The following is a 15,308-nucleotide window of genomic DNA, read 5'->3' on the forward strand; positions in this document are numbered from 1 at the left end:
TCCGATGTCCGTGCCCCACTTGTAGGTCCCACGCTTTCCACAGCCGCGCGCCCCAAAGGTCGCGTCGTAGGAGGAGATCGTGACGACTTCAATTTTCTCTTCTGGGCAGTTGAGGTCGAACGCCGCCCTAGCACGAACCGCACCCGTCCGGTCGCAGCCAACGGCGCCCAGAAGGACAACGAGGCATACGCCGTTGGCCGGCAACGCCCGAAATCGGCCTAGCAGTGCGGGGAAACGGAGCGAAAAGCGCGACAAATATGCCAGGTACATGTTTTCTCCGAGGGGACCTCAGGGCGCCCATCGTCTCGTGAGAGGCGCGACCTCGGATATGTCGCACACTTTCTTTTCGGAGCCACGCAGAAGGAGAGGTCCGACCGACGTTGGCGCCAACGAGCGAAGACAGGCGAGCGTCCAAGCGCCCGCTACCGCGCGAGGCCCGCTGCACGGCGAACGGCTGCGATGCCCGCCGGCGTCACCGGGCCTTCCACACGCGCGAGCACACGCACCGTCTCGCCGGGCTTCGGCGCAAGGTGCACCTGAACGACGATCTCCTTGTTCGCTGGAAACCCGAGGATCGGGCGGAACACCTCGCCCTTCCAATCGCAGAGGATCGGCAGTCGTGGAGAGATGGCGCGGAGGTTCTTTCGAACGGAGCCTCGAGGTACGAAGAACGGGAGGGCGTCGAGATCGGCGATGCCGAAGAGCGCAAGATCCGCGCCGAGGCGCGCAAACCACTCGCCGATCCGATCGCCGGTGTTCCGCTGGTCTCCCCCCACGATCACCACCGGTGTCCTCGCGTACACGGAAGCTTGGGTGTGGGTGCGCTCGAACTGATCGGAGAGAGAGAAGGCCGGCGAAGCCATCGCGAGCCGAGGCGCGCCGAGCACCAACCCGAGACCGAGACCGAGACCACCCCCGAGCGTCGAACGTCGCGAGAGCTTGGGCAACGGGACCATGATCGCCAAGAGAGCATCGGGCGTGCCATCGCGTGGCGCGAGCACGCGTGCGACTCGGTCGCCACGACCTCGCGAACGAGCCCCAAAACGTCCCTGCCATGGAGAGGCTTATTTTCCAGGGTTTCGTGCCACTCGGCTCGTTCATTCCAGGCGCCTGGAAAATTTTTCCAGGCGCCTGGAATGGAACGGAGAACGAACGTCGAGGCGCCTCTTTCGTGCGGGGCCCGCCCGCGACATCGAGCCCTTCCCCCCGTGCCCCCTTCGAATCGCAGCTAAGAAGGCGGCCGAGAACGCGCCCCGAGGGAAGCTCCCTACGCGTCGCACGTAGCTCCGTGCATGGGCGAAGCTCTCCCCCTCTTCGGGGTCTCACTCTTCTTTCTCCTCGCGATCGGCGGGGTCGTGGCGGTCGTGGTCACGATGAACGGCCAAACGCGCAAGCACCAAACGGCGATCTGGCAAGCGTTTGCGCAGAGGTACGGGGGCATGTTTCGCGCCGGATCCGGGGCGTTCGGCGGCCACGAGATCCGCTTCGCTCTCGCGCACACGCACGTGGTCGTTCGCACCACCATGGTCTCGGTGATGGAGGCGATCGGCTCGCCGTACTTCTCGGACGGTGGGACGTACACGCTCGTCTCGGGCGCGCACCCCCACCGTGGCGGGCCCACCCTCAAGGTGCAGGGCCCCATGGCGCGTACGCTGCCGGGAGCGGTCGGAGAGGCTGGAGCCCATCTCCCACCAGGGGCCGTCGTCGTCTCCTCGGCGACCGAGGCCACGGTCGTCTTTCCCGGCGCCGTGATGAACGAGCACATGCTCTGGGCCGGGCTCTCCGTCGTCGCGGCGCTCACCGCGAACCCTCGGGACTGACAGCCCGCGCACGCATGGACGCGCCCGCGTCTCCGTGGCACGGTCTCCACCATGTTCGGCGACGGCTTCGTGAACGGGACGCTCGCCAGGAGCCCCATGACGCGCGCCACGCCATGCACGACCACCGCCATAGGCGCGCCAAGAGGGATCCAGAAGGACCGGGGGAAGGCGCCGTGAGCGCGCGTGTTCGTGGATCGAGCTCGGGGTGGGCTGCGTGGCTCGTCGGCGCTTCCGTCGCCGTCTCGGCAACGCTCGTCGCCTCCAACGCGGCGGCGTGCGAGCCGAGGACGGCTGCGCTCGAAGGATACGGGGAGCTCCCGCTGCCCACGGACCGGCTCGGGTGCAACCTCGTCGACGCTGCCACGGGTGAGAACCTCCTCTTCTACGGCGCGGCGGTGCTCTCGACGATGGAGCTCTCCGCGTCCGGCGCCGACCACGAGATCCGCGTCTTCGTCGAGGAGAGGCTCGGGACGCGCGGCTTCTCGGATTTCACCGTGTCGCTGGGGTACTACGGCCTCCCCGCGATGGGAGCGCTCGTCTATGCGACCGGGCTCGTCGCGCGCGACACCAAGCTCACCGGAGCCGGAGCCGCGGCGCTGCAAGCCATGACCGTGACCTTCGCGACCACCGTGCTCCTCAAGGGGCTCACGGGGCGCCCCTTCCCGAACCACGGGGGGCACCCCGAGTCCCCGGATCGCCTCCTCCACCCGGAGTGGGCCCGCGAGTGGCGGGGACCTCTGCTCGAGAACAGCGCGTGGCCCTCGGGGCACACCTCGGTCGCCGTCGCGCTCGCGTCGTCGCTCGTGTCGTACTACGCCGACGTCCCTTGGCTCCCGTGGGTGCTCTATCCCGGCGCGGCGAGCATCGCGTTCGGCATGATGAGCGGCGCGCACCACTGGGCCTCCGACGTCGTGGCCGGCGCCCTCATGGGGCACGCGATCGGAGCCTCGATCGGGGCCGACTTTCGACGCATGCATGATGCACGCGTCGGGAGACCACGGGTCGCGCTCGTCCCCTTCGGGACGGCCGGTCTCGCCTTGGCCGGCGCGTTCTGAGGCACGCTCGAGAGAGCACGCTCACACGAGCGCGGCGAGCCTCGCGAGATCGACGTTCGACCCGCACACGAGCACACCGACACGCTCTCCCTTCTCGGGGCGATAGACTCCTTCGATCAACGCCGCGAGGGCCGTCGCGCCGCCGGGCTCCGTGGCCGCGCGCACACCCAACCACAAACGCCGCTGCGCCTCGACGATGGCCGCGTCGGGCACGAGCACGACGTCGTCGAGGTACGCCGCGCACGTCTCGTAGACACGCGAGAACACGTTTCGCGCGCCGAGCGAGTCGGCCGCGACGGACTCGACCGAGACGTCGACGGGGCCACCCGCGCGGAGGGCTGCGTGGAGAGCGCACGACCCCTCGGGCTCGACCGCGACGACCTTCACCTCGCGCTCGAACCACCGCGCGATCCCGGCGACGAGACCGCCACCTCCCGAAGCGACGAGCACGGTGTCGAGGCCCCGGGTGCGCGCCTCCCACTCCGCGCCCACCGTGCCTTGACCGGCGATGGTCTCCCACGCGTCGTACGCGTGCACGGAGAGCGCTCCCTCCTTAGCCGCGTAGGCCTCGCACGCCTCGAGCGCGTCGGCGTAGCGCGCGCCACCCACCACGAGCTCCGCACCCGCTTCTCGAATGCGCGCGACCTTCGCGGGCGAGGAGATCTCCGGGACGAAGATGCGAGCGCGGTGCCCGAGACGGCTCGCTGCGTGAGCGACGGCGACCCCGTGATTTCCCCCGGACGCGGCGCAGACTCCGGACGACGGGACAGGGTGGGACAAGAGCGTGTTGAAGGCCCCCCGTGGCTTGAACGTGCCCGTCACCTGGAGGAGCTCGAGCTTCAGCTCCACGTCGAACGCGAGCCCGAGGTCGTCTCCGCGGACGGCGAGGAGCGGCGTCTCGCGGACGTGGGGGCGAATGCGCGCGCGCGCCGCCTCGATGTCGGCCTTCGTGATCATGAACGATCGATACCAGAGGTCGCAGGGCGACGGGGCGGCGGACCGCTCACTCGCACGAGAGCTGCGAGGTGTGCACGAACGCCGGGTCCGCGGCGGTGCCCCAGTCCTTCCCGCCGAGGCGGAAGGACACGGCGTACCACGCGCCCTCCGCGCGCGTCGCCTGCACCGAAGCGCCGGAGCTCAGCACCTTGACGATCGTGCCGTTGGGGGCGGAGCGCACGTTGGCAGACGCGGTGACGACCTTGCGCGACCCGGGGGGATCCGACTGCGCGACCCGGGGGGATCCGACCGACGTTGGCGCTAAGTACCTGAAATGACATTGACGCCCAACTCGCGGAAGAGTCGCCACGTCCCCGCTGGGAAGAACACATCCCGCACTGCATTCCGCATGGCTCGCAACGCCTCCCGGTACGCCCCCAAGAACGCCGCGCGCTCCTTCATGGCATGTACCGCCATCTCGACGTTCCCACCGGCCGCAAAGCTCGGATTGCGCGCCCCCACCTTCTCGAACGACGACGCACGCGTCGTATGGGGCACCGCGAAGATCCACTCGAGCGACCGCACGAACTTCCCGGATTTCCGGGCCACGATGCGCGCCTTCTCCACCGCAGTGTTCACCGCGGACACGATACGCTCTCGCGCTCCCGCGTGCCCCGAGCTCGCCTCGAGCGCACGAGGCACCGTGATGGAAATCTCCACGTCGTCGGGCCAGCGCGTGTTCTTCGCGTCGAAGTAGAGTTCGGGACGCGAGACACGAATGGTTCGCGCCCCGATGTCCGTCGCCGCGAGCGTGACGCCCGGCCAATCCTCGGGGCTCGCGACGAGCCCCGCTTCGACCGCGTTGGCGAGCGTGTACCCGATCTTCTGAAGCACCGCGTCCTCACCATAGAGCGCGACGACGCTCGCTCCCTCGCGCGAAAAGACCTCCCCGGTCCACCCGCGCAGCACCTTGATGGCGTTCGCGAGGAGGCGATTTCGCTGCGAAAGGAAGTCTGGGAGCCTTCCTCGCGTATCGGTGAGCACCTCGTGGAGGTGGTTCGACAGCATCTGCACCGCGTGGATCTCGATGCCGAGCTCCGCCGCGAGGACGGCTGTCGCGTACCAATAGAACGCGAGCAAGATGCGTCGCTTGTCCGGGGTCAGAAGGAAGTAACGGCGCGTGGTCCTACGCGTGACGAGATAGGTGGTGCCCGGGACGATGCGGCGAGGGTTCGACATGCCCCGGCCCATTTCACTTTGTGGGCCAACACGAAGTGGCTTTATTTTAGGGGATTCGTGTGCGGCCAAGGTGGCCGGGCCACATTTCGGGGGTGGCCCGGCCAGGCCTTCGCCTGCTTTCGCGGAGTGGCATCAAGGCTCTGCTCGCATCCGCTGCCGTGCCGGCGATGAAGCTGTTCCCCTTGCGAGACTGGACCCTAAGTCCTTTCGCGAACTTGGCGTCAACGTCGGTCGGATCTTCCGCGGGATCTTCCGCGTCCGCGGCCACGGGACCCTAAGTCCTTTCGCGAACTTGGCGTCAACGTCGGTCGGATCTTCCGGGATCTTCCGCCGTCCGCGTCCGCAGCCACGTCGGTCGGATCTTCCCGCGGCCGAGGTGGCCGGGCCACATTTCGGGGGTGGCTCGGCCAGGCCTTCGCCTGCTTTCGCGGAGTGGCATCAAGGCTCTGCTCGCATTCCCTGCCGTGCCGGCGATGAAGCTGTTCCCCTTGCGAGACTGGACCCTGAGTCCTTTCGCGAACTTGGCGTCAACGTCGGTCGGATCGAGCGAGGAGCGAGAGACGAGACGGTCGGATCGAGACGAGACTGGACCCCGAGACTGGACCCTGAGTCCTTCCGCGAACTTGGCGTCAACGTCGGTCGGATCTTCCCATCGGTCGGATCTTCCTCTCTCTTCCTCTCGGTCGGATCTTCCTCCTCGTCCCCTCGTCCGTCGGTCGGCTCTTCCTCGTCCGCCACGACGCGCGCCACGCCGACCTCACCCCACGACGCGCGCGCGGTACTCCGACGGGCTCTCGCCGGCGATCTTCCGAAACGCCCGCGCGAACGCGCCGAGGCTCTCGAACCCTACGCGGGGCGCGACGTCGGTCACGCGAGCCCGAGGCTCGGCGAGGGCCGCCATCGCCGCCAGCACACGCGCGCGTACGAGGTAGTCGCGGAACGAGAGGCCCGTCTCGCCCACCAGGCGACGGTGAAGGGTCCGCACCGACACGCCGACCGCCCGCGCCACGTCGGACGCCGAGACCTCGGACGCGATATCGGCGCGGAGGATCTGCGTGGCACGGCGCACCTCGGGAGACTCCCCCGCCGGTAGCTCGAAGGGGCAAGGCGTCGAAGCCCACGTCCCCGCGAGCCGCGCCAGCAACGAGAACGTGTCTCGGCCGCAACCATCGAGCGGCACGTGGGCCTCGTAGCGCATGGCGAAGGCCACGAGCTCCCTGCCCAACGGCGGGAGCACGAACACCGAGAACGAGCGCGGCACCCCTTCGAGCTTCGGCGAGAGGTAGATCGTGCGCAGCGACACCTCGGCGTCGGCGCGGACGCGATGGACCATTCCCGCGGGGAGGAACGCGCAGCGCTCGCTCGGGAGGAGCCACGACCCCGCGTCGGTGAGGAGCGTGAGCACCCCACGGCTCGCGTAGAGGAGCTGGTGGCGCACGTGGGCGTGCGGCCGCGCGCGGATCTGCGGGTGGTCCTCGGCGATCGCGAAGCTTTCCGCGACCGCGCGCGCCTCGTCGACGTGCGCCCTAGCCAACGCCGCCCTCGGGAGCCCGAGCGCCCCTCATTCGCGCGCCTTGGAGAGCGCGAGCCCGTAGACCCCGTACTCGACCATGTACGGGAGAGCATACGACGGAAATCGCTCGGAGAGCTTCACCGAGAGCGCCTTCCAGTGCGCGGTGCTCGCCTTCGGATCGGAGAGCTCCACCCGCCGCGAGCCGAGCGCCTTCACGTAGGCGCCCACGATGGTATCGGCGGCGTCGAGGTACGCGGTCTGCTCCTGCGTCGCGACCTCGCGCGGCAACACATCTCCACGACCTCCGTACACGTCGACGTCCCCGAAGCGGGAGAGCTCGGCGAGGGCCCGCTTCCACGAGGCGAGGTCGGGTCGCGGCGCGCCGTCGACGATGCCGCCCTCGAGCCACGCGTGGGCTCGACCATGGACGAGATCACCGACGACGAGCGCCTTCGCCGCCGGTACGTAGGCCACGGTCTGCGTGCTCGAGACCCCCGCGTTCGTCAGCTCGTGGAGCTCCACGGCCACCCCCGTCACGGGCAGCCGGAAGCTCCCGTCGAACGTGACGTCGATCGTGGCGAGCGCGGGGTAGGTCTCCTCGGTGAAGCTGCGGGCGACCTGCGTGAAGTAGGCCTTTTTGTAGGCGTGCACGCCCGGAAGCGCCGCCGCCGTGCGCTTCGACGCGACGACCTTGGCGCCCTCACGACGAAACACCTCGGCGCCGTTGAACTTGTCCGGGTTCGGGTGCGTGACCACCACCCACGCGACCGGGGATCGTGTCTTCTTCCGGATCGACGCGAGCATCGATTCGGCGGCGGCGGGCGTGAACTGAGCGTCGAAGACGACGACCTCGCGGCCCGTGTCGAGCCAGTAGGCGTGGGTGTCGAAGCCCGCCGCGTCCGAGGTGTACGTCTCGAGCGAGACAGCGGCGACGACACCGTCCTCGGCGGAAGAAGGCACCGTCGAGGAGGCATCGGCGCTGCAGCCGAGCGAGAGCGAAGCGAGTGCCGCGAGGGAGACGAACGTGAGCGTGGAGAGGGAGCGGAGCATGAGGGATCCTTGGGTGGGGGTCGCGTTTCGACGGCCCCAAGGTGCGACGTCCAGGAGCGCGCGGCGCGCCCGGACGAGCCAGAGACCGATCCGCTCCGGCCACACGCGGACCTCCACCACGGCGCGAGGACCTCGAGCGCTGCCCCCACGCCGGACCGATCCGGCTTGCCAACGCATACACCGATCCATATATACACGCTCGTGCATACTGCCGACGTCTTCCAGACCCTGTCCGATCCGACGCGTCGCCTCATCGTCGAGGCGCTCCTCGAAGGCGAGCAGGCCGTGGGTGACATCGTCGAGCGGGTCGACATCCGCCAGTCCGGCGTGTCGAGGCACCTACGCATCTTGGGGGAGGCGGGCTTCGTCCGCGTCCGCCCGGACGGAACACGCCGCCTCTACTCGCTCCGGCCCGAGCCGTTCCGCGAGCTGTCGACGTGGGTAGACCGCTACCGCTCGCTGTGGGAGGCGCGCCTCGACAGGTTCGCCGTCGCCCTCGGAGAACGAAAGAGGGCCGCCCGCGCGCGGCCGAAGAAAGGTCGAAGCGAATGAAAGAACACCGCGTGTCCCTCGTCCTCGAGCGCATCTACCCCGCGACGCCGAAGGAGCTGTGGGACCTATGGGCCACGAAAGAGGGCTTCGAGTCCTGGTGGGGCCCCGAGGGTTTCCGGGTCGAGGTCACGACGCTCGAGCCCAAGGTCGGCGGCACGCTCGCCTACGCCATGATCGCGTCCGACCCGCGCGCCATCGAGGCGATGAAGAAGGACGGGCACGCGACCTCGCACGACGTTCGCGCCACGTTCTCCACGTTCACGCCGTACACGGCGCTCGCGCTCACGAGCGTCATCGATTTCCTCCCCGGCGTCGAAGCGTACGAGAGCCTCATCGCGGTCACGTTCGAGGAGCACCCGAAGGGCGCGCGCATGGTCGTCTCGCTCCACGCGATGCACGACCCACACTGGACGAACATGCAACAGCAGGGCTTCACGAGCCAGCTCGGCAAGCTCGACGCACGCTACGCCGCGAAGTAGCTCTACGTCACTTGCCACCGTCGCCGTACGGGTTCGGCCGAGGCCCCACGGAAGGCACGGGCCGCGCGTGCGGCACGGGGGCCTGGCCGAGCGCGGGCTTCGTGTGCGGGGCAGTAGCATTCGCCGTCGCCATAGCCGTGGCCGTTGCGGCGACGGGAGGCGCGACGACCTCCGGGGCCGCGTCCTTCGTCACCGGGGGCGCGGCATCGACGACCCTCGGCTCGGACGGGCCCGCGTCGAGGCTCGCGGGAACGTCGCTCGTGCTCGAGAGGGTGCGCGCGACGAGCCCGGCGACGGACAGCGCGACGAGCGCCCCTGCGACGGACACGGCGACGCTCTGCCCACGACCACGCGCGGGAGGCTCCTGCGCCACGTTCGCCGCGAGCGGAGCGGGATGCGTGGGCACCTCCGTCGGCACCACGTCGGTGCGGGACATCTCGCGCACGGTCGCTTCGTCGGTCTGCCCGGGGTCGGGCGGCGAGGGCGCCGGAGCCGGCGGCGCGCTCTTCGCTGACGCGCTGTCCATGGGTTCGGAGAGCGCCGAGACGACCCGCGCGATCTCCTGCGTCGATGTGTCGAGACCGAGCTTCTTCGCGACGGCGTCGAGCGCGTCGGCCAGGTCCGTGGCGCTCGCGTACCGCGCCCGAGGGTCGCGCGCGAGCGCCCGCGCGACGATCTCGTCGAGCTCGGCCGAGCCCGGGAACGCGGGCAGCTCGGGGATCGGCATGCCGAGGATCTTGCCGAGGGCGTCGGGCTCACGATCGGCGCGAAAGAGCCGCTTCTTCGCGAGCGCTTCCCACAAGACGACGCCCATCGCGAACACGTCCGAGCGGCGATCGACGGGCTCCCCACGAATGTACTCCGGGGAGAGGTACCCCACCTTTCCCTTCAGGACCCCCTCGGTCGTCGAAGCGTCACCGGACGCGGTGGCCTTCGCGAGCCCGAAGTCCGAGAGCTTCGTGATGCCGTCCCGACCTACGAGCACGTTCTGAGGTGAGACGTCGCGGTGCACGAGGCCGAGCGGGGCCCCCGCTTCGTCGCGGAGCTCGTGGAGCGCGTGGAGGCCGCGCGAAGCCGCCGCGACGATCGCGACGGCTGCGGCCGTGGTGTCGACCTCGGGACGCGCGAGGGCCGAGCGGATGAGCGCGGAGAGCATGGGCCCCTCCACGAGCTCGAGGACGAGGCACGGCACGGCCTCGTGCTCCACGACGTCGAGCACCTGGACCACGTTCGGGTGCCGGAGGCGTACGGCCACGGCCGCCTCACGATGGAACGCCGCGACGAACGTCGGCTCGTCGACGAGGTGGGGATGGGGCTTCTTCAGCGCGACGAGGCGCTCGATCCCGAGGGACACCGCCTTCGCGACGTAGACGGTCGCGTTCCCACCCGACGCGATCTTACGGACGACGGTGTACGTCGTCATCGGAAGCGAACGACGAGGTTCGCGCCGAGCGACGTCGGCGAGATCGCAGCGGAGAGTCGCGGCTCGCCGCGCTTCGGGACGAAGAAGAGCTCCGTGACGAGCGTGGTGGCTCCGGCGAGGAGCGTCCCCCCGAGGAGGAGACCCGTGCGCACGTTCGCCGCTCTCCCCTCGTCCGCGAGGCGCCCGCACTCCGCGAGCGGCGTGGCGGTCGCGGGGGCGTCGATGGCACACGCCCCGTCGACGAACTCGGTACGTTTGCCGAAGAGGTCGGCCGCCGAGATCGCCGTCGCTACGCCGAGCGCGGCAGTCACGCCGAGGCCGACGACCACGACCACACGGCCCGGTCGAACGGGCTCGCCGACGGCAGGGCGCGCGGGCTCGCCGCCGCTGCGCTCCGGGGCATCGACGGCGACACGAACGCTCGCGCCGGGGGCCACGTCGACACGCGTCGTCGTGGTGCGCCCGTCGCGGGACGCCGTCACGGCGTGAGCCCCGACGCCGACGAGCACGGGCCCCGCGGGGGCCACGGGAGGCCCGTCGTCGACGCGGACGGTGCACGTGGAGGGTGCCGGACACACGACGACGACCTCTCCGACACGGCGCTCGAAGGCCCGCCTCGCGGCGTCTCGGGCCCGCGCTGCGCGAGCGTCGAGGGGGCGGCCCTCCGCGCGTGCGACCAGGGTCATTCCGAGCACGGGGTCGTCCGCGGCGACGGCGTCGTCGAGCGCAGCTTCGATGGCTTCGTTGCTCGGAACGGCCGCGTCCGCCTCGGCGAAGGCGCGCGCGGCGCTGGCGAGGCGACCTCTGGCGTGCTCGGCGAGGCCACGCTCGTACGAGGCCTTCGCCGCGGCGGTCGCGGTGTCGTCGGCCGCGGCGGGGGCAGGGCACCCGAACGCGAAGACCACCGAGAATACGGCCGCGAACGCACGTCGCATGGCAGGCGATGCTACCATGGTGCACCGTGACGAAGGGCACCGGGAAGCGCATCTCGACCACCGCGGCGATCCTCGTCGCCGCGAGCCTCTCGCCCGCGGCGTGCTTCGACTGGACGGCACGTGAGGTGCCGGGCCCGGCCGACACGTCGACGGACACCGCGATGCCTTCCGAACGCGACGTCACGCCACAAGACGCCGCCGACGCGACGCCGGAGCCCGACGCCGCACCCGACTGCGCCGCGATCGAGGCCGAGCTCGTCACGCTCCGCGCCGCGGCCCGCGCCTGCCAGCTCGCCCAAGGCCACTGCGCCACCAAGGCGAAGGACGAGTGCGAGTGCGACGTCTTCGTGGCGATCGCCGGGAGCGCGGAGACCTCGACCTACACCACCCGGGCCCGGGAGGCGCGCGCGCTCGGTTGCACGTCTCGGTGCGGCGCGCCCTGCCCCGTGCTCCCGGTGCAGGGCGGTTGCGTACAGCAGGGCGGCCCTCTCACCTGCTCACCCTGACACGCCGGGTCGGCTCAGCGGCCGACAGCGGCGACGATCGCCTCGAGACCTTCGATCGACACGGTCACGACCGCGCCCCACGCCTTGTCCACCCTGCGCGGCACCACGGAGATCTCGAGGCCTGCCCTGCGCAGCGCGGCTTGGGCCGTACGAGCCGCCCGAGCGGCGGCGCGCTCGTCCTCCGAGGGTTTCGTGTTCGCCTTCGCGATCTCCTTACGCTTCTTGGCGATGTCGCGTGACGAGAGCTTGGTGAGGTCGACCCGTCGCCTGTCCTTCGGACCGCGCACGCCCGTCTCGAGCACGTCGTCGACGGTGTCGGGCTCGGGGGTCTCCTCCGTCAAGCGGACGAGCTCGTAGGCCCTCTCGGACCCGACCTCGATGGCCTTCTCGCGCGACACGGAGCGAGCGATCGCGACGAGCTTGTACGCCTGCGACTTGCCCATGACCTTCCGCGCGTCGAGGAGCTCGCCGAACGAGGCGACCCCGGCTTGGAGGTAGAGCTTCTTGTCGACGATCTCCTTCAGGGCCACGCCGATGTCGTAAAAGTCCTCGACGATGCGGGCCTTGCGGCGCTCGATCGTCTCGAGCAAAGACTCGAGCCGCCGCCTCTGCGCCGGGCTCGCCTTCACGCCGGTGAGCGCGGCCTTCCGCACCACGGAAAGGGCCTTCGTCGTCGCCTTCTTCGCTGCCATCGCTCTCTCCCCTTCGTCGACCGGGCTCTCCATTCCAGGCGCCTGGAAAATTTTTCCAGGCGCCTGGAATGAAACCCATGCAAGCCCGGTGTGTCTGCGCGAGGTCCCCCTCGCGGCCTCGATGATGGCACGACGTGGGCGCGTTCGACCGAGGAATCACGGCCCCGAAGGCCGTTGGCTCCGACACCCGTCAGTCGCCGAGCTCCGACGGATCGATGCCCAGCTCCGAGGGCGTGACCCCGAGGCGCGCGACGAGCCTCTGGAGAAACCTCCGGCTCACGCCCGCGAGCTCGGCCGCGTGCGTGACGTTCCCCCCCGCACGCGCGAGCACGCTCTTCACGTAGAGGAGCTCGAAGTTCTCCGTCCACGCGACCCTCGCGTCCTTGAGGGGCAGATGCAGCGGGGGCAGCTCGTCGATGCGCGCGCCCAAATCCGGCGGCCTCTGCACCGGGCCGGGGCGGATCGTCCCGAGGAGCATGGCGCGCTCGACGACGTGGGCGAGCTCGCGCACGTTCCCCGGGAAGCTCCGATGATCGAGCCGCGCGAGGAAGGGCTCGGGTAGCTCTCCCTCGCCGCCACGAGCACGGAAGAAATGCGTCGCGAGCAGGCGGACGTCGTCCGGGCGAGAGCGCAGGGGAGGGAGCACGATCTCGACCACGGCGAGCCGATAGTAGAGGTCCTCGCGGAACGTCCCCTCGTTGACGCAGCGATCGAGGGGACGGTTCGTCGCGGCGAGCACACGCACGTCGACCGAGCGCACCGTGTTCGACCCGACGCGGCGCAACGTGCGGGTCTCGAGCACACGGAGGAGCTTCGCCTGGAGCGCGAGGGGCAGCTCGCCGAGCTCGTCGAGGAAGAGCGTGCCGCCATCGGCCTCTTCGAACACCCCGGCCCGATCCTGCGTGGCGCCGCTGAAGGCCCCTTTCACGTGACCGAAGAGCTCCGACTCGAAGAGGTTCTCGGGGATGGTGCTGCAGTCGAGGGCGACGAAGGGGCCCTTCCTCCGCGACGATGCGGCGTGGACGCTCCGCGCGACGACCTCCTTGCCCGTCCCGGTCTCGCCGCGAACGAGGAGCGTGCTGTCGGTCGGGGCCACACGCTCGAGGATGGCGTAGATTCGCCGCATCTCGAGGCTCTGGCCGATGAGCTCGCCGAAGCCCGTGCGGTCGGAGATCTCCACGTAGTCCCCGTCGTCGAGGTCGGCTTCGACGCGCACGGCGCTCCCACCGAGAGAGAGCACGGTGCCCGCCGGCACCTCCGCCTCGACGAGCCGCATGCCCATCGCCGACGTGCCGTTGGTGCTCCCCGAGTCACGCACGAGGATGCTCTTCGATCGCAGGCGCACCTCGCAGTGGAGGCGCGACACGGACTTGTCGGGCAGCACGAGATCGCACGTGCTCGACGAGCCGATGCGCGCCACGCCCCCCGCCGGCACTCGCACCCGCTCCCCTCGCGCGGGCCCCTGCACGACCACGAGCTCCACGGTAAGCGAGCGTGGACGCGCCGTGAGCGGGCTCTCCACCCGCCGGGTCTCGTCGTCCGGGAAGTCGTCGTCGACCATGTCCTTCCACGGTATCACGCCGCGCTGCCGAGCCCCGCCTTCGCGACCCGTCGCGTTCCATCGGAGCTCACTTCATCACCGCCCGGAGCGCGAGGGTGAACGTGCGCTCGCCGGTGTCGTCGATGCCGTTCTGGTGCTGCTGCCACCACGCGAACCGCGCGCCGACCGCGAGGTACGGGAGCGCCCAGAACGTCGCGCCGACGTTCGCGTACCGGATGCTCGTGACCACGCCGTCGCCGATCTGGAACTGAACCTGCTCGAACTGCGCCCCGAAGCCGTCGCGGCACTCGTGTTTGCAGGCGTGGCGCTCGGCGACGTTGACGTCCACGCCTCCACCGAGGACGATCGCCTTGTACCGCTCGGGCGCGCGGGTCGAGACGTCGTTCGGGAGGACGGTGTCGTTGCGGGTGGTCGCGACGTTGAAGAACGGCACGACCACGCCGCCCGCGATCTTGCCGCGGACGGTGCCGCGGACATTGTACCCGCGAATGGAGTCGTTCTCCTTCGAGGTCGTGTTCGTGTCGATCGTGAACGCCTGGAGCGCCACCTTCGCGTCGACGTACCGCGTGTCGAGCATGAGCGAAGGGGTGACGATCGTCGAGTGGAAGGTGTCGTCGGGGAAGTGGTTCGCGCCCGCATTGACCGACTGGAACGCCTGCGTGAAGAGGCGCTCGAAGGGTGGGAACGTGCCGCCGACCATGAGCGTCGCCGTGTTCGAGACGGGGTTCCCTGCGTTGAACGCGAGGCCGATGCGCACGGGCCCGACCGCGACGGTCGAGCGCAGGCCGTTGCCGAGGTTGTAGCCGCTGTAGAGCAGCGGGTCGCGCGTCGCCGTATCTTGGAGGAGCGTCTCTTGCACGTGCGCCGAGACGTAGTCGGCGCTCGCCTCGTCGAAGACACGACCGCCCTCCACCACGAACCTGTCGAACGCGACCCGAACGAGCTGCTGGCGCACTTGGAGGGCGGCCTGGCCTTCGTACGTGCTCGTCCCGTGGAGCCCGGTGCCCGCGCCGGCCATGAGCTCGCTCCTCACCGAGAGGTGCTCGCCGTAGCTCCCCACGAGCCCGAACTGGCTCGTCGCGTAGGTCGTCACACGATCTTCGCGCTGCTCGCCCGTCCGAAGGATGACGTTGTCGTACTTCAGGCCCGCCGCCACGACGACGTACGGAGCCAGGGAGAACGCCCCCGCCGTGAGCTTGGGGGCCTCGGGCGCGCGCGACAGGTCCTTCTCGCCTTCGGGCTTCGGCTCGACGGCCTTCGGCTCGGCGGGCTTCGGCTCGATGCTCGCGGGAGGCGCGAGGGGAGCGACCGGCGGCGGCGCGGGCTCTCGCGGAGCGTCTTTGGGATCTCGCTTCTCGGGGTCGGTCTTTCCCGAGCCCTCTGCGCCCGTGTCCTGGGTGCGAGCGATCTTCCGCCCCTCGGCGTTCGCGCTCGGCACAGCGACGAGGTTTTGGGCGACGAGGGCGAACGCCGTGAACATGCCAATCTTCGATTTCATGACAAAGGGACTTCCTTCGAGCGGCGCGAGCCCTCGATGACGGGTGCGG

Annotated in this window: 16 protein-coding genes; 5 read left to right on the top strand and 11 right to left on the bottom strand. The window is 69.9% G+C overall.

Annotation, left to right across the window (positions count from 1 at the left end):
• Positions 1-422: 422 nt before the first annotated feature.
• Positions 423-956: a hypothetical protein gene (locus tag IPK71_03570; GenBank protein ID MBK8212805.1), complete on the bottom strand. Its 534-nt coding sequence runs from the start codon at positions 954-956 to the stop codon at positions 423-425.
• Between the two features lie 336 nt (positions 957-1,292).
• Here IPK71_03570 and IPK71_03575 point away from each other — a divergent pair, with 336 nt between their 5' ends.
• Positions 1,293-1,820, top strand: a complete 528-nt coding sequence (locus tag IPK71_03575) for a hypothetical protein (protein MBK8212806.1) — start codon at positions 1,293-1,295, stop codon at positions 1,818-1,820.
• A gap of 173 nt (positions 1,821-1,993) precedes the next feature.
• Entirely contained in the window at positions 1,994-2,875 is an 882-nt protein-coding gene (locus IPK71_03580; GenBank protein ID MBK8212807.1) for a phosphatase PAP2 family protein, read from the top strand.
• A gap of 21 nt (positions 2,876-2,896) precedes the next feature.
• Here the strand turns inward: IPK71_03580 and IPK71_03585 are convergent, their stop codons facing one another.
• The 5 genes from IPK71_03585 to IPK71_03605 all read right to left on the bottom strand — a co-directional run bounded on the left by IPK71_03585 (position 2,897) and on the right by IPK71_03605 (position 7,613).
• A complete protein-coding gene (locus tag IPK71_03585) occupies positions 2,897-3,832 on the bottom strand; it encodes a threonine/serine dehydratase (GenBank protein ID MBK8212808.1) in 936 nt (311 codons plus the stop codon).
• A gap of 46 nt (positions 3,833-3,878) precedes the next feature.
• The gene (locus IPK71_03590) at positions 3,879-4,052 is read right to left on the bottom strand and encodes a hypothetical protein (protein MBK8212809.1); all 174 of its coding nucleotides are present in this window, start codon (positions 4,050-4,052) and stop codon (positions 3,879-3,881) included.
• A gap of 80 nt (positions 4,053-4,132) precedes the next feature.
• A complete protein-coding gene (locus IPK71_03595) occupies positions 4,133-5,050 on the bottom strand; it encodes a transposase (protein MBK8212810.1) in 918 nt (305 codons plus the stop codon).
• Positions 5,051-5,807: 757 nt separating this feature from the next.
• Positions 5,808-6,584: a helix-turn-helix transcriptional regulator gene (locus IPK71_03600; GenBank protein ID MBK8212811.1), complete on the bottom strand. Its 777-nt coding sequence runs from the start codon at positions 6,582-6,584 to the stop codon at positions 5,808-5,810.
• A gap of 27 nt (positions 6,585-6,611) precedes the next feature.
• Positions 6,612-7,613, bottom strand: a complete 1,002-nt coding sequence (locus IPK71_03605) for an MBL fold metallo-hydrolase (GenBank protein MBK8212812.1) — start codon at positions 7,611-7,613, stop codon at positions 6,612-6,614.
• A 201-nt stretch (positions 7,614-7,814) separates the two neighbouring features.
• On the opposite strand from IPK71_03605, the gene IPK71_03610 reads away from it, so the two are divergent.
• Positions 7,815-8,165: a winged helix-turn-helix transcriptional regulator gene (locus tag IPK71_03610; protein MBK8212813.1), complete on the top strand. Its 351-nt coding sequence runs from the start codon at positions 7,815-7,817 to the stop codon at positions 8,163-8,165.
• Positions 8,162-8,644: an SRPBCC domain-containing protein gene (locus tag IPK71_03615; protein ID MBK8212814.1), complete on the top strand. Its 483-nt coding sequence runs from the start codon at positions 8,162-8,164 to the stop codon at positions 8,642-8,644. The genes IPK71_03610 and IPK71_03615 overlap by 4 nt, the downstream gene beginning before the upstream one ends.
• Positions 8,645-8,651: 7 nt before the next feature.
• Here IPK71_03615 and IPK71_03620 read toward each other — a convergent pair whose 3' ends face one another.
• Both IPK71_03620 and IPK71_03625 read right to left on the bottom strand, forming a co-directional pair.
• Positions 8,652-10,067: a serine/threonine protein kinase gene (locus IPK71_03620; GenBank protein MBK8212815.1), complete on the bottom strand. Its 1,416-nt coding sequence runs from the start codon at positions 10,065-10,067 to the stop codon at positions 8,652-8,654.
• Complete coding sequence (locus tag IPK71_03625; protein ID MBK8212816.1) at positions 10,064-11,002, bottom strand: hypothetical protein; 939 nt, start codon at positions 11,000-11,002, stop codon at positions 10,064-10,066. Before IPK71_03625 ends, IPK71_03620 begins: the two co-directional genes overlap by 4 nt.
• A gap of 26 nt (positions 11,003-11,028) precedes the next feature.
• On the opposite strand from IPK71_03625, the gene IPK71_03630 reads away from it, so the two are divergent.
• Positions 11,029-11,508 carry a hypothetical protein gene (locus IPK71_03630; protein MBK8212817.1) on the top strand — a complete coding sequence of 160 codons (480 nt, stop codon included), beginning with the start codon at positions 11,029-11,031 and terminating at the stop codon, positions 11,506-11,508.
• A 14-nt stretch (positions 11,509-11,522) separates the two neighbouring features.
• On the opposite strand, the gene IPK71_03635 is transcribed toward IPK71_03630, so the two are convergent.
• From IPK71_03635 to IPK71_03645, 3 genes are all read right to left on the bottom strand, one after another.
• Entirely contained in the window at positions 11,523-12,200 is a 678-nt protein-coding gene (locus tag IPK71_03635) for a hypothetical protein (protein MBK8212818.1), read from the bottom strand.
• A 190-nt stretch (positions 12,201-12,390) separates the two neighbouring features.
• Positions 12,391-13,761, bottom strand: coding sequence for a sigma 54-dependent Fis family transcriptional regulator (locus IPK71_03640; protein ID MBK8212819.1), 1,371 nt, complete (start codon positions 13,759-13,761; stop codon positions 12,391-12,393).
• A 67-nt stretch (positions 13,762-13,828) separates the two neighbouring features.
• Positions 13,829-15,259 carry a hypothetical protein gene (locus tag IPK71_03645; protein MBK8212820.1) on the bottom strand — a complete coding sequence of 477 codons (1,431 nt, stop codon included), beginning with the start codon at positions 15,257-15,259 and terminating at the stop codon, positions 13,829-13,831.
• Between the last annotated feature and the right edge of the window lie 49 nt (positions 15,260-15,308).

The organism is Myxococcales bacterium (assembly GCA_016712525.1).
GTDB lineage: Bacteria > Myxococcota_A > Polyangia > Polyangiales > Polyangiaceae > JAAFHV01.